The sequence below is a fragment of the Roseivirga seohaensis subsp. aquiponti genome (genome assembly GCF_001267955.1).
GTDB lineage: Bacteria > Bacteroidota > Bacteroidia > Cytophagales > Cyclobacteriaceae > Roseivirga > Roseivirga seohaensis.
In genome coordinates, this window is the sequence record NZ_JSVA01000008.1 from 160905 (window position 1) to 179476 (window position 18572).

The 18572-nt window shown below is 38.6% G+C and carries 16 protein-coding genes; 8 read left to right on the forward strand and 8 right to left on the reverse strand.

All coding sequences use genetic code 11. The features are described 5' to 3' along the window. Positions 1-181: 181 nt before the first annotated feature. From OB69_RS07675 to OB69_RS07685, 3 genes are all read left to right on the forward strand, one after another. Positions 182-1930, forward strand: coding sequence for a L,D-transpeptidase family protein (locus OB69_RS07675; protein ID WP_053223125.1), 1749 nt, complete (start codon positions 182-184; stop codon positions 1928-1930). Between the two features lie 186 nt (positions 1931-2116). Beyond that, a complete protein-coding gene (locus OB69_RS07680; RefSeq protein ID WP_157608510.1) occupies positions 2117-2596 on the forward strand; it encodes a PepSY-like domain-containing protein in 480 nt (159 codons plus the stop codon). A gap of 268 nt (positions 2597-2864) precedes the next feature. Continuing rightward, positions 2865-3725, forward strand: a complete 861-nt coding sequence (locus OB69_RS07685) for a murein L,D-transpeptidase catalytic domain family protein (protein ID WP_157608511.1) — start codon at positions 2865-2867, stop codon at positions 3723-3725. 51 nt (positions 3726-3776) lie between these two features. Here the strand turns inward: OB69_RS07685 and OB69_RS18945 are convergent, their stop codons facing one another. Together OB69_RS18945 and OB69_RS07695 are read right to left on the reverse strand one after the other, a co-directional pair. Next, complete coding sequence (locus tag OB69_RS18945) at positions 3777-5972, reverse strand: helix-turn-helix domain-containing protein (protein ID WP_053223126.1); 2196 nt, start codon at positions 5970-5972, stop codon at positions 3777-3779. 115 nt (positions 5973-6087) lie between these two features. Next, the gene (locus OB69_RS07695) at positions 6088-7155 is read right to left on the reverse strand and encodes a fatty acid desaturase (protein ID WP_053223127.1); all 1068 of its coding nucleotides are present in this window, start codon (positions 7153-7155) and stop codon (positions 6088-6090) included. A gap of 181 nt (positions 7156-7336) precedes the next feature. Here OB69_RS07695 and OB69_RS07700 point away from each other — a divergent pair, with 181 nt between their 5' ends. Then, the gene (locus OB69_RS07700; protein ID WP_071426749.1) at positions 7337-9751 is read left to right on the forward strand and encodes an ABC transporter permease; all 2415 of its coding nucleotides are present in this window, start codon (positions 7337-7339) and stop codon (positions 9749-9751) included. Here OB69_RS07700 and OB69_RS07705 read toward each other — a convergent pair whose 3' ends face one another. After that, complete coding sequence (locus OB69_RS07705; protein ID WP_053223129.1) at positions 9752-9943, reverse strand: hypothetical protein; 192 nt, start codon at positions 9941-9943, stop codon at positions 9752-9754. A 247-nt stretch (positions 9944-10190) separates the two neighbouring features. Between OB69_RS07705 and OB69_RS07710 the strand changes: the two genes are divergently transcribed. Next, positions 10191-10691, forward strand: a complete 501-nt coding sequence (locus OB69_RS07710) for a PRC-barrel domain-containing protein (RefSeq protein ID WP_053223130.1) — start codon at positions 10191-10193, stop codon at positions 10689-10691. An 89-nt stretch (positions 10692-10780) separates the two neighbouring features. Here the strand turns inward: OB69_RS07710 and OB69_RS07715 are convergent, their stop codons facing one another. The 5 genes from OB69_RS07715 to OB69_RS18980 form a co-directional block, all read right to left on the reverse strand. After that, entirely contained in the window at positions 10781-11251 is a 471-nt protein-coding gene (locus tag OB69_RS07715) for an RES family NAD+ phosphorylase (RefSeq protein WP_053223131.1), read from the reverse strand. After that, complete coding sequence (locus OB69_RS07720; RefSeq protein WP_053223132.1) at positions 11251-11661, reverse strand: antitoxin Xre/MbcA/ParS toxin-binding domain-containing protein; 411 nt, start codon at positions 11659-11661, stop codon at positions 11251-11253. The genes OB69_RS07715 and OB69_RS07720 overlap by 1 nt, the downstream gene beginning before the upstream one ends. A 135-nt stretch (positions 11662-11796) precedes the next feature. Continuing rightward, positions 11797-15060 carry an amidohydrolase family protein gene (locus tag OB69_RS07725; protein WP_053223133.1) on the reverse strand — a complete coding sequence of 1088 codons (3264 nt, stop codon included), beginning with the start codon at positions 15058-15060 and terminating at the stop codon, positions 11797-11799. A gap of 139 nt (positions 15061-15199) precedes the next feature. Then, positions 15200-15691, reverse strand: a complete 492-nt coding sequence (locus OB69_RS07730; protein ID WP_053223134.1) for a GNAT family N-acetyltransferase — start codon at positions 15689-15691, stop codon at positions 15200-15202. Between the two features lie 15 nt (positions 15692-15706). Beyond that, positions 15707-15919: a PLDc N-terminal domain-containing protein gene (locus OB69_RS18980; RefSeq protein ID WP_062303004.1), complete on the reverse strand. Its 213-nt coding sequence runs from the start codon at positions 15917-15919 to the stop codon at positions 15707-15709. Between the two features lie 158 nt (positions 15920-16077). On the opposite strand from OB69_RS18980, the gene OB69_RS07735 reads away from it, so the two are divergent. The 3 genes from OB69_RS07735 to cmk all read left to right on the forward strand — a co-directional run bounded on the left by OB69_RS07735 (position 16078) and on the right by cmk (position 18568). Beyond that, positions 16078-16797 (forward strand): hypothetical protein, encoded by a 720-nt coding sequence (locus OB69_RS07735; RefSeq protein ID WP_053223135.1) that lies wholly within the window; start codon positions 16078-16080, stop codon positions 16795-16797. Between the two features lie 58 nt (positions 16798-16855). Next, the gene (locus OB69_RS07740) at positions 16856-17791 is read left to right on the forward strand and encodes a carbon-nitrogen hydrolase family protein (protein WP_053223136.1); all 936 of its coding nucleotides are present in this window, start codon (positions 16856-16858) and stop codon (positions 17789-17791) included. A 96-nt stretch (positions 17792-17887) separates the two neighbouring features. Next, on the forward strand, positions 17888-18568 hold the full coding sequence (gene cmk, locus OB69_RS07745; protein ID WP_053223137.1) for a (d)CMP kinase: 681 nt from the start codon (positions 17888-17890) through the stop codon (positions 18566-18568). The last annotated feature ends 4 nt before the right edge of the window (positions 18569-18572 follow it).

Below are 18572 nucleotides of genomic sequence, written 5' to 3' on the forward strand. Positions count from 1 at the left end.
CCATTATCAAGCTCCCTCCAAATTTATTTGGGTAAAAAAATCCTCAAAACGTGTAAAGCTTTGTCCTTTTTGATTGAAACTTTTCTTTAAAACTGCCCTTCAGCGCCAATTTCTTAGTTGGTATAGTATTTCTCTATGATGTGCCGTGGTGAACAACTACTAACCTTAAAAATCACTAGTTATGAAATATAGAATACTTAGTTTATTGGCAATTTTGATGGGTGCCACGGTGCTTCTCAGTGTTTCATCTTTAATAGTGGGTTCAAAAAATACCGAAATCGAGAATGAACTTGAAGATGAATTTGAATATAGATCATTTAAAGTAGCTCCTTCAGAACTAGAGCTTGAAAACACTGTTTTTCATAAAATAAAAGGTTCGGACTATTATGAGGAGATAAAAGATGGGCTCAGGAATTTATACTCCCAGCGGAATAATCAATCCATTTGGTTTTACTCTGATAGCCCTAAACCTATATTCTACGAGGCCTTAAGGCAAATTAATTCTGGTAATACGCACGGTTTGAGTCCTCATTATTATGGAGTAGACGAGCTTAAAAATGTGGATTCCCTTTTTCAAAGAGGTATTAGCAAAGAGCATGTTATGGAAATGGAAATTGAAATGACGGCCAATTATCTACTTTACAATTTCCATATTCAAAACGGACGTTTGCCTGAAAAGCTAATGAGTGGTTATTGGCATAAGGACAAAAAGAACAAAGGATTTTTGAGGGATTTGGTTAAAATAAAAACTCCTGAACAACTCAAGGCTCAATTAGAAAATACTTTTCCTACACACCATAAGTATGCTGAACTTCTAGAACATTTAAATAAATACCGTGAGATTGAAGCCAGCGGTGGTTGGTCAGCCATTAATATAGGTGACACCAAAGTAATTGAGCCAGGCGAAATGCATGAAGCAATTCCGCAAATTAGAGAGAGGTTATCTGTTACAGATCCATTTTTTAATACTCCTAAGCCGACAGATTCATTTGAAATGAGTTATGATCTTAACAACTTCGACTTAGATGCAAAATATTATGATGAAATTTTGCAGGCATCGGTAAAGCAGTTTCAGCAGCGACACGGTTTAGCTCCAGATGGTCGCTTGGGGAAGGAAACTATAGCAGCTTTAAACATTCCTGTTGCCGATAAGCTGAGTCAGATTGAACTAAACCTTGAGCGAATGCGATGGTTGCCAAGTGAATATGGAGCAAATTATGCCGAAGTGAATATTCCTGATTACAGTTTGAAAGTATACCAAGACAATGAAAAATCGCTTGAAATGAAGGTGATTGTTGGAGCTGAATTTACTTCTACACCTATTTTTTCCGATACTTTAAAGTACTTGGTGTTTAGCCCAACTTGGACGGTGCCTTTCAGTATTAAGTCTAAAGAAATGCTGCCTAAACTTCAAGAAGACCCTGCGTATTACACAAGGCTGAATTACAAATTTTATAGAGGTTGGAGTACAGAAACAGAGATCGACCCTTCAAAAGTAGATTGGTCTGAGTATTCATCAAGTAATTTTCCATTTAATGTGGTTCAGCAGCCAGGTGGGTCGAATAGTTTAGGGCGGGTCAAGTTTATAATGCCCAATGACTTAAGTATTTATTTGCACGATACTCCTAGCGGTCATCTTTTTAACCGCTACGATAGAGCATTTAGTCACGGGTGTATTCGAGTAGAAAAACCAGAGTTATTAGCTGAATACTTGTTGCGTGATCAAACCGAATGGACTTCAGAAGAAATCAACAAAGCTATGTTCAGTAATACGCCTAAAAAGGTGTACTTAGAAAAGGACTATCATGTTCAGATTACTTATTTAACCGCTTTCGTTGATGAAAACGGATTGATGAACTTTAGAAAAGATATTTATGGTCATGACAAGTCTCAGGCCGATAAATTGAAACACTTGTATGCTATTCAATAAAGAGATGATTCTGAAAACTAAATTTGTGAGTAAAATTTGAAGTAAATAGGGAGAGTTTATTGAGTAATTTTTTCCACATATTGAGCTAAGTGAAATTCATAAATCATTAATAAAGGCCTCAGAGAGGCTTTTTTCTTTTGGTCAATCATTTGCAATTATAGGTTTTGAATCAAAGATCACATAACCATGGAACATATAAAATCACACGCTGCATATAAGTTTTTTGAAAGAATTTACCGTCCGGAATTAATGATATTGCTTTACTTTTTCTACTTATCGGCTTGCGCCCCTAGCAACGGTAATAAGGGCAAATTTGATGAGGCGGTTGAGACCTTTCAGAGACAATACCCTAACGGTAAAGACACCGATTGGGAGGAGGATGACAAAGGTAACTTAGAGGTGAACTTTAAACTGAAAGGTGAGAAGTACAGGGCTGATTACGATTTGAATGGAAATTGGATTGAGACCGAAAAGAGTGTTAAGTGGTCCGACTTACCTTCAGTTGTTCAGAATAAGATCGAAGAAGAATACGACAAAGATGATATTACAGAAATTGAATGGGTTGATCACAAAACAAAAGGTAAATTCTATGATGTAGAGTTTAAGCGAAAAGGCAAAAATATGGATGTGGAATACAGCTTTTCAGGACAGAAAATAATGGAATAAAAAACAGTTAGGTCTTTTAATTCAGCCCTTCAAGCTTAATGTTTGAGGGGCTTCTTTTTTCGATAAAAAGTTTGACTACAACCTACCCAGTAGGTTGATTGAATAAAGGGGCATGTATTTTTGATTTAACGTAGATTCACAAAGAACATTTTTAAAGGGCAATAAGATTAATTAGTTTTCCGTTCAGGTGTCGAGATCCTGAATTAGTAGCTAAGAAGCAATTTGAATCTGTATTGAAAAATTCCCAATTACTACCCCTTAAAAATTTATGAGATATAATCTATTAGCAGTAGCAATACTGCTTTCTGTTTGCTCGTGCAAAAACACTGATAAAGAAGTTGAAAAAAGTAACCCAAAGCTTAAAGAACAAACACAGCCCCAAATTACCAATGTAAATTTCGATGAAGGCGATAGCCGAGGTGCTCTAATACCTGCCTATCACCAAACCTTTGAAAGAAACCTAAATCGAATAAATTTTGAAGATTCTCTCTACTCTCTTTATCAGGCAGTTGGTTTGAAGGAGATGAATTTAGATTATGAGCCATTCCGATATGCCATGATCGGTTTCTATAATTTGAAACAAGACGGACTTTTGAATACCAAGGATTTAATATCAATAATAGACTTCACTCAAACCAGTACTGAGAAACGATTTTACACCATTGACTTGGCTAAAAAGAAGGTGCTGTTTAATACACTTGTAAGCCATGGGCGGACAACAGGTGGTAATAAATCGAGTGTTTTCTCAAACAAATCAGGTAGCAATGCGAGTAGCTTAGGCTTTTACCTAACTGCAGAAACTTATGTTGGCAGCAAAGGATACTCTATGCGTTTAGATGGACTTGATAAAGGTTATAATGACCAAATGAGAAAACGGGCTGTAGTAATGCATAATGCTAAATATGTAAGTGATGATTGGATAAAGAAGTATGGAAGGCTTGGTCGTAGTCAAGGCTGTCCTGCACTGCCTGTGGAAATTTCAAAAAAGGTGATTGATGTTATTAAAGATCGAACGGTGATTTTTGCCTACTATAAAGATGATGGTTATTTGAAATCCTCAAAGTATTTAAACCTTGAAAAGTTGATGCAGAAGCTAGAAAGTCAACACAAAGCTTTAACTTCGATATAAGCTTACAAACGCCAGACTTAAGTTTGTGATTTGACTTGGAGAAAGTACCGTTTATTTAGAATGGGAAGCATTATGAAAAGCTAAGGCCATTCTTATTTCCCCATAACTATAATCATCTCCAAGTTTACTTTTTATTTCTTGTGTGCCAGTGGTTTCAGGAGTTATAAGCGAAAGAATGTTGTTAAGTTTTGTTTCACTTAACAACCGTTTGATGTCCACTTCTCCACTCGAAATATATTGCGTTAAATGGCCTTCGATTGTACTCGGAACTAAACCTCTGGCTTCAGCAATTTCCTCAACGGTTTTCCCCTGCTGATATAACTCAAAGCTGATTTCGGCAGTAGGTGTTTTCGACTTTTTGCCTTTAGAAACGGCTTCTACTTTTCGTTCTTTATACAAGTTAGAACTGAGCATTTCTTCCTTTGTAAGGGTTTTACCTTTCAACGCATTACCTACCAATAAATGAAAACGCTGAATTTCAGCCTTTTTGTTAAAATACAGTTGCTCTAAAGCCTTAAGCTCTTTTTTGTATTCTGTAATTCTAACCTTTGCTTTAATATCAGTTTGGTGTTCGTCTAAAAGGTCGGTGAGTTTTTCTAGTTCCTTATTAAAGTACCCTTTTGCTTTTTCTGCTCGCTCAGCCAAATGAGGCAGGTAAACCTCCATGGTCAATATTCGCTGAACTTCGCCAATAAATGTAGCGCCCACTTTTTGTAAAGGAAGGGTGCTTTCTAAAAACCTTCTATTCCAACCCAGAAATTCTTGTTTGGCCGATTTACTTTCGTCCTTGTCAAAGCTTTGAACGTGTTGGCTTAGGGCATACAGAATACCGGCAAAGTCAAAGGTTGTATCGGCTAATTTAGCGTAATATCGCTTTTGGTAGTTAGGTAGTTCGCTGGCCAGTTGGTCTTCACTACTTTTTGTAGCCATAAAGGCGTTCATGCTTTGACTTCTTTCAAAACTATCTTCAGGCAACCTAGAAGCGAGAATTAATCCATTTAAAGAAGTCAATCTTGAAAGTGCTACGTATACTTGCCCATGGGTGAAAGCATCCGTAAGGTCCAGAATTGCTTTTTCGAACGTAAGGCCTTGACTTTTGTGAATAGTAACCGCCCAAGCCAGTTTTAATGGGTATTGCTCGAATTTGCCAAGTATCTTTTCTTCTATTTCGTTTGAAGCTTCGTTGAGTTTGTATCGTTTATTTTCCCAAGTGTGTTTGCCTACTTCTACCTCATTTCCGTCTTCGAACTTTACCCAAATTTCAGAAGAACGCAATTGTGAAACTGTTCCTATTTTCCCATTGAAAAATTGGCCTTGTCCTGAAGCATCATTCTTAATAAACATAACCTGAGCCCCCAGTTTTAGTGAAAGCTTGGGGTTGGTAGGGTACGCATTGTCAGGAAAATCGCCACTAATGTCGGCTTTGTACTCATGTAAATTCGACTGTAGGTTTGCCAACCTATTGGCGTTAATTTCATCGGCTTTCCTGTTGTGCGTGGTAAGGTAGATATATCCACTTTCATACTTTTCTTTTACTTCAGGTTTATAAAACGAATTGAGGTAAGCTAAATCCTCAGTATTTTGTTCGTTGTCTCTAAAACGATTTAAGATTTGAATAAAGTTTTCATCGGTTTGCCTGTAAATCTTATCTAATTCTACATGAATAGGAGGGGCTTCGCGAAGGGCATGTGCATCGAAGAAATAACTGCTTTTATAATATGCCGAAAGCACATTCCACTCTGAATCTTTCACCACGGGCGGAAGCTGAAGTAAATCGCCAATGAACAATATTTGAAGACCACCAAAAGGCTCATTTCTGTTTTTTCTGAGGTAGCGCAACATGTGATCGATGCAATCCAGTAAATCGGAACGCAGCATGCTGACTTCATCTATAATCAAAAGTTCTACCTCACGAATCATTGCCCTTTTTGAGGCATTAAACCTTACATTCGAAAACAGGTTGAGTAAGGTGGTTACCTGACTACCAGTATTTGGGGGTGTTATTCGTTCGGGAATAAAAGCACCGAATGGCAAGTGCAAAAGAGAATGGAGTGTCACTCCATTTGCATTAATGGCGGCAATTCCGGTTGGTGCAGCCACTACCACCTTTTTATGGGTGTTTTGAACAATGTATTTTAAGAAAGTGGTTTTTCCAGTTCCAGCTTTACCAGTTAAAAAAACATGTTGATTGGTGGTGTTAATATAGTTCGCAGTAGTTTTTGCAATCCCAGTCAGTTCGTAATTCATGATTAATAATAATTATATAAAAACACCAAATCAAACAAATTTTTAATTTTGTTCAATTTGGTGCTTGTGAGCAAAACCCTGAAGGTTGAGCTATACTATTAAATGTAAATACTGTTTAGTGGTTTGACTTATTTGGTATAGGTACCGGAATTAGACCGCGCTTTTCCATTTCGTAGAATTCTCGGAAAGAAATCATGCGCTGTTGTGTTTCATCCCAAAGCTTATTCGAAGCAAGTTTTAAGCTATCTCTAAATCCAATTATAGTTGGAAACTGATTTAACCAAGGGTTTTCTTTAATACACTTCTTTAAATTATAATTTGGAATTAACGGGTTTAAATGGTGCACATGGTGAATTCCAATGTTGCCAGTCAACCAATTGAACACCCTTGGGATTTTATAATAAGTACTTCCCTTTAAGGCCGAAGTAACATAATCCCAGTTCTTTTTCCATTGCTTATAACCGTGCTCATGTTGGTGCTGCACATAGAAAAACCAAATGGCGATGATCGAAAACATGACTAAAATAGTAAGATGAACCAAAAGAAATTTGACCCAACCTAAGGTGAAGCCTAAAATCGTAAAGGCGGTAAGTAAAAGTATGTTGTTCACGATTACACCTTTCTTGGCGCTTTTAAAGGCAGGAAGTTTAATCTTAGCCAATCTATTATGAATGAAAACATAGTAGATTGGCCCTAAAAGGAACATTACAATTGGAGAGCGGTAAATTCTGTAACCTAGTCTTTTGCCTTTACTAAACTCTTTGAATTCAGCCACAGTATAGGTAGTCACGTCTCCAATGTCGCGCATTTCAAGCTGACCATTTAATTTATGGTGTACGCTGTGTGATTTAGCCCAATAGTTAAAAGGAATAGTAGAGAAGTAGCTACAAGCGTAGCCAATAATTTTTTGTGCGGTTCTGTTTTTCACAAAAGATTGATGCCCGCAATCGTGCTGAATAATAAAAATTCTTACCAAGAAAAAAGCATTGATAATGCCTAAACCAAAGGTTAGCCAGTAGCTAATGTCTAAGGAGAAATACATTAAAATCCAGATGCCAATAAAAGGTAGAAATGAATTGATAATTTGAATGGTTGCTTTGGTTTTGTGCTCTTCTGCGTACTTCCGAAGCGCTAAAACTTGCTCTTTTTCTAAGGTGATTTTTTCAGCTGTAATTTTCTTCATTTAAAAGGGTTTGAATTATGCTAACCTTTAAGGCCGCAATCTACTCAATACAAACTCCGATCCACCATTTTAGTTCGGCCAATGTGTCGTTTCTGTCAAATAATCCGACCATTCGTAATAATAGTAACTGCTTACATTTATTTGTTCCATATCTTCATTTTAGGTCAAAATGTATGTGAACATGTTAAGGAATTATTTTAAGGTAGCACTCAGGAGTATCTTCAGACAGAAAGCTTATGCTTTTATTAATATTTTTGGTTTAGCCATTGGCATGTGCTGCTGTCTATTGATAGTGAGCTTTGTGGTAGATGAGTTGAGTTATGATAAATTTCATCCGAACAGTGAAAGTACTTTTCGAATAGCTTTGGATCGAAAGTTTCCCGATAACGGTTTTCAATACGCCCGAAGCCCTATGCCAATGGGTATGACACTCTATAACGAACTACCTGAAATCACCGCAGCTACTCGACTCTACAATAGCTTTGGTTCGGTAACCATCGAAAAGGCCGACCAGTATTTTGATGAGAGAAATGTAATTGCGGCCGACTCGAACTTCTTTGACTTTTTTGGAGCAAAGCTAATTTTAGGTGATGTAGAAACGGTTTTGAACGAACCTAATTCGTTGGTAATCACTACAGAAATGGCTGAAAAATATTTCGGATCAACAGATGTGATTGGCAAGCAGCTAGAAATGCAAAATATAGGTCAAATGCTGGTAAAAGGAGTTGTTGAGCCATTGCCTAGCAACAGTCATTTTCATTTCGATTTTCTTTTTTCTCTTAACACCATTCCAAGTTTATATAACAATCAATTTTGGGGCTCATACGTTGCTTACAATTATGTAAAAATGGAAGCAAGTTCGGTACCTATTGTAGAACGAAAATTACAAGAGGTTTTACAGCGAAATATGGAGCCACAAATTCAGAGTATTTTAGGAATAAGTTGGCAGCAATATGAGGAAGCCGGTAATGCACATCGCTATTTTTTTCAACCTTTATCTGAAATACATCTCAACTCTAATTTGCAATGGGAGCTAGAACCAAACGGAAGTGCTTCTACGGTTTATCTATTTGCAGGTATCTCTGCTTTTATCTTACTAATTGCTTGTGTAAATTTTATTAACCTCGCTACGGCTCGTTCTGCCAATAGAGCAAAGGAAGTTGGTATGCGCAAGGTTTTAGGAGCATTAAAAGGTCAGCTCGTTTTTCAGTTTTTGGCCGAATCAATAATTATGTGTTTGCTCGCGCTGGTGTTAGCTGTAGGAATGACAGCCTTATTGCTTCCTTTTTTTAATGAATTGGCTGGAAAATCAATTGAGTTGAATGCTTTTTTTACTCCTCTCGTTCTGTTTTCAATGCTTGGGTTCTCGCTGCTGTTGGGTGTTGCGGCTGGGCTTTATCCGGCATTTTACCTTTCTGCTTTTAAGTCTGTTACGGTACTGAAAGGAAAGCTTACGGGCGGTGCAAAGAATTCTTGGTTAAGAAATGGGCTGGTGATTTTTCAGTTTGCTGTGTCTGCAATTTTAGTAGTGGGCACAATTGTAATCTATCAGCAGTTACAATATATGAATGAGAAGAGCTTAGGTTTTGATAAGGATCAATTGGTCGTTATTGAGCGAGCTAATTTACTTCGAGGGCAGAGCAATCCTTTTAAAAGTGCCTTGCTTAATAATCCAAATATTTTGGAAGTCAGCGGAGTGAATACCATCCCAGGCAGGCAGGTGGTTGGCGGTACTTTTACAGATGTTACAGGTGATGCCAGTGACCGCTTTCTTTTGCCAAATTTGCGTGGCGATTATGATTTAATTTCTACCATGGGCTTAGAAGTGGTAGAAGGGCGAGCTTTTAATCCAGAAGTGGTTTCAGACTCTTCTGCCGTAATTATCAATGAAGCAGCAGCTCGAATCTTCAAATGGGAAAATCCAATTGGCAAACAGCTACAACCTATTAATGGCCCAATTTACAATGTAATAGGAGTGGTAAAGGATTTTCATTTTGAATCTCTGCATCAAGAAATTGGCCCACTGGCCATTTTTGCAAGTAATTTGAATGCGAGAGCATCTAACCTGATAATTGTAAAAACCAATTCGGCCAATGTAAAGTCAACACTCGATTTTATGGATGCACAATGGAAAAAGTTTATTCCTGATCGCCCATTGGCTTACCGTTTTGTAAATGAAGAATTTGGAGCGCTTTATCAAGCAGAACAGCGTAGCGGAAAGGTGTTTACCTCCTTTTCCGTTTTAGCTATTATCATTGCTTGCCTAGGCGCCTTTGGGCTTGCTGCATTTTTAGCTACCCAACGTACTAAAGAAATAGGAGTGCGAAAAGTATTGGGTGCATCTACTTTTGGCATTGTTCAGTTACTTTCAAAAGATTTTGTGAAGCTTATACTGATTGCCAATTTAATTGCTGTTCCTATTGCTTATTTAGCTATGAAAGAATGGCTGCAAAACTTTGCTTATTCCATTGATGTGAATGGGTACACTTTTGTATTTGTTGCTATTGGTTCTATTTTAATAGCCTTAATAACAGTTTCCTACCACAGTATTAGAGCAGCGTTGAATAACCCAGCGGATACTTTACATGCGGAATGATTAGCCTACATGGCCATCTCCGTTAATATCTTTGCCAATAGTTTCTTCCAAAGTTTTTAGTGTTTTCACTAGAAGTTCTTGGGTGTGTCTCAACTCGAGTTCCAAATGACTTACTCGATCTTCCAGTGAACTTGTTTTGCTTTGTTGATCTGATATTTGACTGTGTTGAATAAGGTCCCAGAATAATCCCATGTTATAAAATATAAGAAGTTTTTAAAAGTTTCTGTGTGCTACTGCAGCTCTAATTTGTGTAATTATTTACCCAATAACAATCGGTTAATGATCATCATTCCACAGATTTTCTTCAATGAAAAATTGAAAAAGTGTCTATACAGCGCTAAAACCGATATTTTAAATTGTTTTCATGGTCTTTGCTTCTATTAGTAAGAAGGGCTTTAATAGGCCTATGAAATTAATGTAGGACTTAAACAAAAGAGAAATGGCAAATTATTTTATATCAGTTACCGATTTAAAAAACAGCGATGTTTTAACACCCGCCCACGAACATATTGGTAAAATTGAGGATGTTATAATTCATCAAGGTTCAGAAAGAGTGGCCTATGTTTTATTAAAAGTGAGCACAGGTTTTTGGGGAATGGATTCAAAGCATATCCCTGTTCCTTTTGGAGCTTTCTACCTAGATTCTGACGAAGAAAAAAAGGTGATATTAAATGCAGATGTGGATAAACTGAAAAAGGCTCCTTCCATTGATAGTACCAAGTCGGGTGTTGATGAGTACACACAGTTTATTTGGAACATGTACAATTATTATGACCTACAGCCTTATTTATTTAAGACAGAAGTGGAACCGAATGTAGTGCTCGACACACCAACAAATTCTGGCCCTGCTACAATTGAACAGGCTAGTTTTAAAACCAGTAGAATCGATAGTAGCCACAAAAGTGTAACAGATAGACATAGATCGCATTACGGACTCTAAGAATATTCGCTTGCTAATTTTAAGCCATGGTAGAGCCTTCTGCCATGGTTTTTTGTTTAAAGGAAATTACGGAGGAAGAACAACCTTGCTTATCTTTTACTAAACAGTCGCTCGTCAAAACTGAAAGGGGTGATTTGATTAAATATATATGTTTCTCGGTGGAATTTGTGGGAAGGATTAAGCAAGAGGTTGAATTCGTTGGGAACAATTGCCGAAGGTACTTTGAGTAAGTAGGCTTCTGCTCTATGAAAGAAGTTGAAACCTATTTTCTGTGTAGAAAGAGGAGTATATTTTTTCGTCTGCCAGTCGGCAGGAAGGTCATTAAGCGAAACTTCCTCGATTGAAGAATCGTCTGCAACGAATATTTCCGATAAACATATTTCTTGTTTTTCCATAACATGGAAATTATGTACTAAATATTCTAAACATGCCAGAGAAGTACTTCCTGCCGTGTAGACAAGGCTGACACCCTTTGGATTCCACCTACCACCATATAATCCAGCGCCCGTTCCACTTAGGTCGTTTGCATAGATTTGTTTACTAATTCTGTAAACAAGCATTAGGCAAGTACTCCGTGTTCCATGCGGCCAATTTCATCGAGAAGTTTGCGTACTCCGAAACTATTGGAGAGCAGTTTTTTAGGAATAACTCCCCCTAAGGCCACGTTTTCGGTAGACATCCAAGTGTGAAAGCCCTCGCCAAAGGCGCTGAGCCCTGTTCGGTAAACCTCTTCTATCTCGAGTACTTTTTCAGTAACTGCCGGGTTAAACTCTGTTTTACGCTTGTAGGTATCTATGGAGATAGGAATAATAGCCATCAGCTCATTTAGAGTAAGTTTTGAGATGTCTAGAATTGCTTTGATGTAATTTTTTGAAATATCATGGTCGGCCAAAGAATAGTAATTTGTATGCCCATACATTACTGCGGGTTCATTGAGAACGTTGGACGAATTTTGCGTTTGTTCTTTCATATGTTTGGTGTAAAATTACTTTAATATTCATGTAAATATACACTTTTTCATCAGGGTTAGTTTCATTTATTCAAAAAAAATAGCCACAACATTTGTCTGCTGTGGCCATTTTTCAATTCGCTTTAAGTTATGGGGCTATTTTTTCACTCCTGGTAAATTTTTTGGAGTTACATCCATCCACCACATTTTAGGAAGTGGCTTTTTAGTTGGGTGAAGTTCATCAAGCGTATTTCCATCATACAGTCTGCCATTTTTCATTACATGACTGATGTCTTTAGAGTTCTTGATGTTATCTAGAGGGTTACTATTCAAAATAACCAAATCAGCTAATTTTCCCGATTCAATAGAGCCTAGGTCAGTGTCTAAACCAATGGCTTCTGCTCCTAAAATAGTGGCCACTTTAAGTGTGTTCAGTTCACTCAACCCCCCAGACTGCATCGCCCAAAGTTCCCAATGATAACCCAAACCTTGTAATTGGCCGTGGCTACCTACACCAGCTCTTCCGCCAGCTTCTACTAAATCTTTAACAAAATACGCATGGTCTTCAAAAACATGTTCTTCTTCCATAAACCAGCCGTCATTTCTTCTTCTAGTTCTAGAGTCAAGATTTTCATGCGGCATAAAGCGATTTAGTTTTGGATCAGCATGTGGATTTTCAGTAGCATAGTAGTAGTTTTCTGCCCAAGGGCCACCGTAAGCTACTAGCAATGTTGGGGTATAAACTGTTCGTGAAAATGAAACTAAATCAATCACATCTTTATACAATGGAAAGATAGGGAAGGTGTGTTCATGCCCTGGGTAGCCATCTATAACTTGGGTAAGGTTAGCTTTAAAATCCAATCCACCTTCGGTAGTAGGCATAATGTTTTGCTCCTTAGCAGCCTGAATGATCCATTGCTTTTGCTGACGATTTCCAGCACCATACATTTTAATCGTTTTGGTATTATAATATTCGCTGTAGCGTTTCATTACTTTTTGAGCATGCTCTAGGCTACTAATGTTTTCGCTACCGAAAATACCAGGGCCGGTAGAATAAATTCTTGGGCCAATTAACTTACCCGCATCCACTAAGTCTCCATAAGTGAGTACATCTGTGGTGGCAGTTTGGGGGTCGCGTGTAGTGATTACCCCAAAGGCTAAATTGGTAAGATATGGCCAAAACTCTCCTCTATGAAGATTTACAGGATGACGGAAATGGGAATGAGTGTCTACAAAACCTGGAACAATCGTCTTTCCGGCCATGTCCATTACGGTGGTTTTCCTGTCAGCCGTAAGGTTAATGCCTACTTGCTTAATGCGGTTGTTTTCAATTAAAATATCTCCTTTTTCAATCACTTCATCACCTTTCATGGTAATGATTCGAGCGTTCTTTAATAGAATAGAACCTTGAGGAGTATCTCTTTTAACCTTTACACTTATTCGATTTTCTACTGGTTCATATTCTTTTTTCTTCTCCTTGTCCTCTTCGGTTTTATTGTCTTCTTCAAGAGCTTTAGCTGCGGCTAAATCATATACCACATGTGCATTTCCTACGGCCCAGTGTACTTTAGTTCCGTCTGCATTCCAAGCCGGGAATTGCCCTCCAATATCTGTGAGCTGACGCGCGGGGAAAGCGGCATTCGCTGGGTTTGAAACCGAAATCGTTGGCGCTTCATCACTTACTTGTGGTACAGTTACTACGAATAAATCATTCACAACTTCGGCCAAGGCTTGGTCGCCTTCTGGTGCCATACGAATCCATGAGGCATTTGGAGCATTGCTCGATCCTGCGGCTGCTTTTCCTCTAACTCGAACATGAAATTTTTCATCTGTTCCATCCCAACGAATTGAAGATAAACCTCTGCCACTTGATAAATAGATTCTATCCGAATACTTAACGAAATGTGGGTTAGCTCTTCCGTTTGTATATGTAATGAAGTTATCTTTCGATCCATCGGCCGAAATCCAAACCAAGTCGCTCGTACCTCTAAAAGCTGTGCGCTGAAGTGCTTCCTTAAAGTCTTGTGTTAAACCTTTAATAACAACGATTTTATTTCCGTCATTTGACCAAACGGGACTTTGGTAAACAGAATTATCTTTGTTCAATTGCGTAAGGTTTTGACCATTCGGGCGAACCTTGTATAATTTTCCGCCCTCGGCCTTCCAACTCACAAAGGCAATCCATTCGCCATTTGGCGACCATGCTGGCTGAGCTTGAGATTCACCAATGTTCACTAATTTTCGAGGAGTTCCATTAGGTAAGTCCATAATATAAAGCTCGTCTAAGGCGGTAAAGGCCATTTGCTTTCCATTTGGCGAAGGGGCAACGTCTCTAATTTGAGTAACCACAAATTCTTCTGAATCTGAAATTGGGTAATCAAAATCCAATTCAGGGCCTAACTCTATGCTTGATTTTACTCTAAAAGGAATCTCCTGAGCTTTTTTCGTTGCTACATTGATCTTCCATATTTTTCCACCATAAGAAATTACAATGCTTTTATTGTCTGGTGTCCATGAAAAACCTGGCAAAACGTCTCTCGATGCACGTGATTCTTGATCGTCATGCTGAATAGGGTAGGCTAACCAACTTTCGTCTCCTGTGGCTAAATCTCTCAAAATTAGGCCAGTTTCTGCATCGTGGCGGGTTGCGTATACTAACCATTTTCCATCAGTAGAAGGGGTAGGTCGGAAGGACGATCCGTATCGAGAAGACTGTGCAGTGATTTCTCCCGTTTCGCGGTCGTAAGTTGCCATTTGGTATTGCGGCATACTTGCGTTGTATTGTGAAGAACCTGTTCTTCTAGAGAACCAAATGTAACGGTCGTCTTTTCCGAATGCGCCTTCTACCATTCTCATATTACTAGGTTCGCTCACTAAAGCTGTTCCAGAACCACCTTCTACGTGATATAACCAAAGCTTATGTGACCCGCCACCTTTTGAGGCGATCATATATTTTCCGTCAGGTGTCCACTCCGGAGACTGATAAGCATTGGAATTGCCTTTCGTGACTTGGTTTTTCTTGTCGGTAGCAAAGTCGTAAGTCCATACATTTTCCCCGCCAGATTCGTCAGATATAAAGATTACCTTTTTACCGTCTGGGCTGAACCTTGGTTGGCTGTCGAACTGCATACCTTTAGTGATTTGAGTAGCATTTCCGCCAGAAATAGGTATAGTATATAGGTCACCCAAAAAATCAAACACTATGGTTTTTCCGTCTGGACTTACATCCAAAGAAATCCACGAGCCTTCTGTGAGGTCGAAATCAAAAGTTCTCCCAGGCTCAAGAGGTAAATCTTTTTTCTTTTTCTTGTTTGTTTTGCTGGTGTCCGATTTTACGGGATCGGTTTGTGCAAAACCTGTAAATGCAATGGAGGTAAGCAGAATTACCACCAACGCTAGGCTTCTCGAAATGTATTTCATAAAATTCAAATTGATGTGGTTGTTAGTGTTGACAAAATAGGGCGTTTTAGTTTTGTCGCCAATCCGAATGATGTGAAGGGTAAGAATTCGTATGAATTAGAGTGTTAAAAAATGTGGATGATGTTGTGACTTTCTGAATCTAATGCTGAAAAAGTTTACTTCTACGCTCAAGTAAAATGGTGTCTCTCCAAACCCCATTCATTTGCCCTACTTTTTCGCGATAACCAATTTCTCTAAAGCTTAAAGCAGTATGAAGTTTAATACTGGCTTTGTTTTCTCTAAAAATACCAGCCTGAAGCGTCCAAAACCCTTCGGATTCACTGGTTAATATCAGTTGTTTTAAAAGCTGACTCCCGATTTTTTGCCCTAAATGTGCTGTTGAAACATAAACGCTTACTTCAGCAACGCCTCCGTAAACACAGCGACTAGAAACGGGACTTAAGGCTGCCCAACCTACAACTTCACCTTCTTTTTCTGCCACAAAACGACAAGCTTTTAAATGTGAACTATCCCATTTTTCCCAACTTGGAATTTCCGTTTCAAATGTAGCTTGACCAGTTGCAATACCTTGCCCATAGATTTTCGCAACCATGGGCCAATCGTTTTCAGACATTGTTCTAAGATGAAGCATTGAATTCGTTTGGGGCTAAGTTATTTTTTGATTTCGTCCAACGAGGAAGTATAAGATCGAACCTAAAACAGGTAGGAATATAATGACCAAAACCCAAATGATTTTACTGTCTCCTGAAAAGTTGCTTTTGAGGCAGTCGACTAAGGCTGTTATCCATAAAACTACGGGTATTAAAACGAATAAAAGGAAAAACATTTCCATCCCTCCAGGCATACCTAATAAGAGCATGATTTAATTTTTAATGGTGATACATAAAGTTGATTCGCTAATATAATGATTTAATGTAATTATTATTTTCTTTATTGAAAGTCCGAACGAATAAGTTGAGATAATTGAATTGGGCTATTTGTAGATACTTTCTCAACTTTGGTTTTTGAAAACATCTAATGTCAGAGCAAAATCACCCAATCAATACTTATAGCCAAAATGAACTGCTATTGCAGGCTGAGGTTGATGCTTTGAAAAAACAGCTAGATGTATTAGAACAAAAAGTGTTTGCCTTTGAATCTATTCTTAGGTCTGAATTGTCCAATGAATTGGTGGAGGTTCAAGAACTAACCGTGCTTTATAAAAAGCAGAAGTTAGCGAAGAAGGAAAAGCGAATTGCACAAAAGCAACGAGGGAAGAATTACACGCCACCAACCTCATTAAAGCCCTTGCCCAAAGCTGCTAAAGTCCATGTTTCAGAAGTGGATGAAAAGGAAAGAAAACGACTTTATAGAGAAGCCATGCTTTATGTGCATCCCGATAAATTTAATATGAATGAAGGGCAAGCGGATTTAGCAACGGAGGTAACTACAAAGCTCATTCATATTTATCAAACTGGAGATTTAAACGCGTTGAAGGATTACCATGCTCATATATTTAGTGGTAATACATTGGTAAATATTGCGGAACACAGCGGAGTTAAGGTTGATCAACGGTCTAAAGGCGAGTTTCTAAAAAAGGAGAAAGAGAGGCTTGAGAAAATTATTGATGAAGTGAAAGGAAAATACACCTACAAGGTGCTAACGGAATACCCAGAACCAATGAAATTTCTGGACGAGCTTAAACTTTATTACAAAGACCGTATTTCGAAGTTGAGAAGAAGAACGAGGGTGGGGTAGTGGACTGCTCCAATATCTTAAATCGTAATTTCATTCTCAAATTTTATAACTTTCAGCCATGTCTACAAAATTCATTGCTGCGGTGGTTCAAGCCTCACCCGTGCTTTTCGATTTAGAGAAAACTTTGGCAAAAGTGGCTCATTTGGTTACCGAGGCTGCTAGTAAAGGAGCTCAACTAGCGCTGTTTCCAGAAGCTTTTATTTCTGCCTACCCTCGAGGTTTGAGCTTCGGTACTGTGGTGGGTAGCAGAAGCACAGAAGGACGCGAAACTTGGTTGCGTTACTGGAAGTCCTCCATTGAGGTACCGAGTAAAGCAACTAATCAATTGGGTGAGATGGCCAAAAACGCCAATTTATTTTTGGTAATAGGCGTGAATGAAAAGGACACGGTTTCAGGAACCATGTACTGCACCATGCTTTATTTTAACCCAAAGGGTGAACTCATGGGCAAGCATCGAAAACTTAAACCTACCGCTGCTGAACGTATTGTTTGGGGAGAAGGAGATGGTTCAACCCTTTCAACCTTTAATACATCTTTGGGCAAAATGGGAGGGCTGATTTGCTGGGAAAACTATATGCCGCTGGCGCGAACGGCCATGTACCAAAAAGGCGTACAACTCTATTTGGCACCCACAGCCGATAGCCGTGAAAGTTGGCAGCATACCTTAAGGCATATTGCTTTGGAGGGCAGGTGTTTTGTAATGGGCTGCAATCAGTTTGTGACCAAGTCAATGTATCCTATTGATTTGCCTGGAATTGCTGATTTAGATCACCAGCCAGAAGTGATGAGCCGTGGAGGTTCTGTTATTGTGTCGCCAACAGGTGAGGTTTTAGCAGGGCCATTGTGGGATGAAGAAGGAATACTTACCGCTGAAATCAGCATTGATGAAGTAATAAAGAGTAAGCTCGATTTCGACCCAATTGGACATTATGCACGGAACGATGTTTTTTCCTTAACAGTCCAAGGGCTACCAGATTCGGCAGAGTTTGGGTGAGGTTTCAATTGTTTTATTTCTATTTAACTCAAATCCTTGTTTTGATTCTTTATACCCCTTCATCAAACTTCTTACCTTTGCCGAAATTTATTTTGAATGAAGAAGATCAATATTGCCATTGACGGTTTCTCAGGTTGCGGAAAAAGTAGTACTGCGAAGGAAGTAGCCAAACGTTTGGCCTATAAATTTATAGATAGCGGAGCGATGTACAGGGCGGTAACCTTATATATGCTTCAGAATAAAGTAGATATTAAGGATGAGGCTCAAGTTATGAGCGCTCTTGAAGCGATAAGTATTGATTTCAGGCATAACCCACAAACAGGTAAAAGCGAAACTTTTTTGAATGGAGCCTATGTTGAAGAAGAGATTCGCAAAATGTATGTTTCAGAATTTGTGAGCCCTGTAGCTGCCATTAAAGCGGTAAGAGTAGCCATGGTAGCCCAACAACAAGAAATGGGCAAATACAGAGGTGTAGTAATGGATGGTAGAGATATCGCTTCGGTGGTTTTTCCAGATGCAGAACTCAAAATCTTCATGAAAGCAAGTGATGAGGCGAGGGCCAAAAGAAGGCAAGCTGAATTAGAAGAAAAAGGAGAGAAAGCATCGCTTGAAGAGATTGTGAAGAATTTTAGGGAACGAGATTTGCAGGACTCCAACAGAAAAGAAAGTCCTTTGATTCAAGTACCAGAAGCTATTGTAATTGATACTTCGCATTTGGAATTTGAAGATCAAGTGAATAAGGTGTTAACTTTGGCGAACGAACAGATAGAAGGCTAGATAT

Excerpts from the sequence above, each read along its gene's own strand:
- OB69_RS07675 (WP_053223125.1), top strand. The coding sequence starts at position 182 with ATGAAATATAGAATACTTAGTTTATTGGCAATTTTGATGGGTGCCACG.
- OB69_RS07680 (WP_157608510.1), top strand. The coding sequence starts at position 2,117 with ATGGAACATATAAAATCACACGCTGCATATAAGTTTTTTGAAAGAATT.
- OB69_RS07685 (WP_157608511.1), top strand. The coding sequence starts at position 2,865 with ATGAGATATAATCTATTAGCAGTAGCAATACTGCTTTCTGTTTGCTCG.
- OB69_RS18945 (WP_053223126.1), bottom strand. The coding sequence starts at position 5,972 with ATGAATTACGAACTGACTGGGATTGCAAAAACTACTGCGAACTATATT.
- OB69_RS07695 (WP_053223127.1), bottom strand. The coding sequence starts at position 7,155 with ATGAAGAAAATTACAGCTGAAAAAATCACCTTAGAAAAAGAGCAAGTT.
- OB69_RS07700 (WP_071426749.1), top strand. The coding sequence starts at position 7,337 with ATGTTAAGGAATTATTTTAAGGTAGCACTCAGGAGTATCTTCAGACAG.
- OB69_RS07705 (WP_053223129.1), bottom strand. The coding sequence starts at position 9,943 with ATGGGATTATTCTGGGACCTTATTCAACACAGTCAAATATCAGATCAA.
- OB69_RS07710 (WP_053223130.1), top strand. The coding sequence starts at position 10,191 with ATGGCAAATTATTTTATATCAGTTACCGATTTAAAAAACAGCGATGTT.
- OB69_RS07715 (WP_053223131.1), bottom strand. The coding sequence starts at position 11,251 with ATGCTTGTTTACAGAATTAGTAAACAAATCTATGCAAACGACCTAAGT.
- OB69_RS07720 (WP_053223132.1), bottom strand. The coding sequence starts at position 11,661 with ATGAAAGAACAAACGCAAAATTCGTCCAACGTTCTCAATGAACCCGCA.
- OB69_RS07725 (WP_053223133.1), bottom strand. The coding sequence starts at position 15,060 with ATGAAATACATTTCGAGAAGCCTAGCGTTGGTGGTAATTCTGCTTACC.
- OB69_RS07730 (WP_053223134.1), bottom strand. The coding sequence starts at position 15,691 with ATGCTTCATCTTAGAACAATGTCTGAAAACGATTGGCCCATGGTTGCG.
- OB69_RS18980 (WP_062303004.1), bottom strand. The coding sequence starts at position 15,919 with ATGCTCTTATTAGGTATGCCTGGAGGGATGGAAATGTTTTTCCTTTTA.
- OB69_RS07735 (WP_053223135.1), top strand. The coding sequence starts at position 16,078 with ATGTCAGAGCAAAATCACCCAATCAATACTTATAGCCAAAATGAACTG.
- OB69_RS07740 (WP_053223136.1), top strand. The coding sequence starts at position 16,856 with ATGTCTACAAAATTCATTGCTGCGGTGGTTCAAGCCTCACCCGTGCTT.
- cmk (WP_053223137.1), top strand. The coding sequence starts at position 17,888 with ATGAAGAAGATCAATATTGCCATTGACGGTTTCTCAGGTTGCGGAAAA.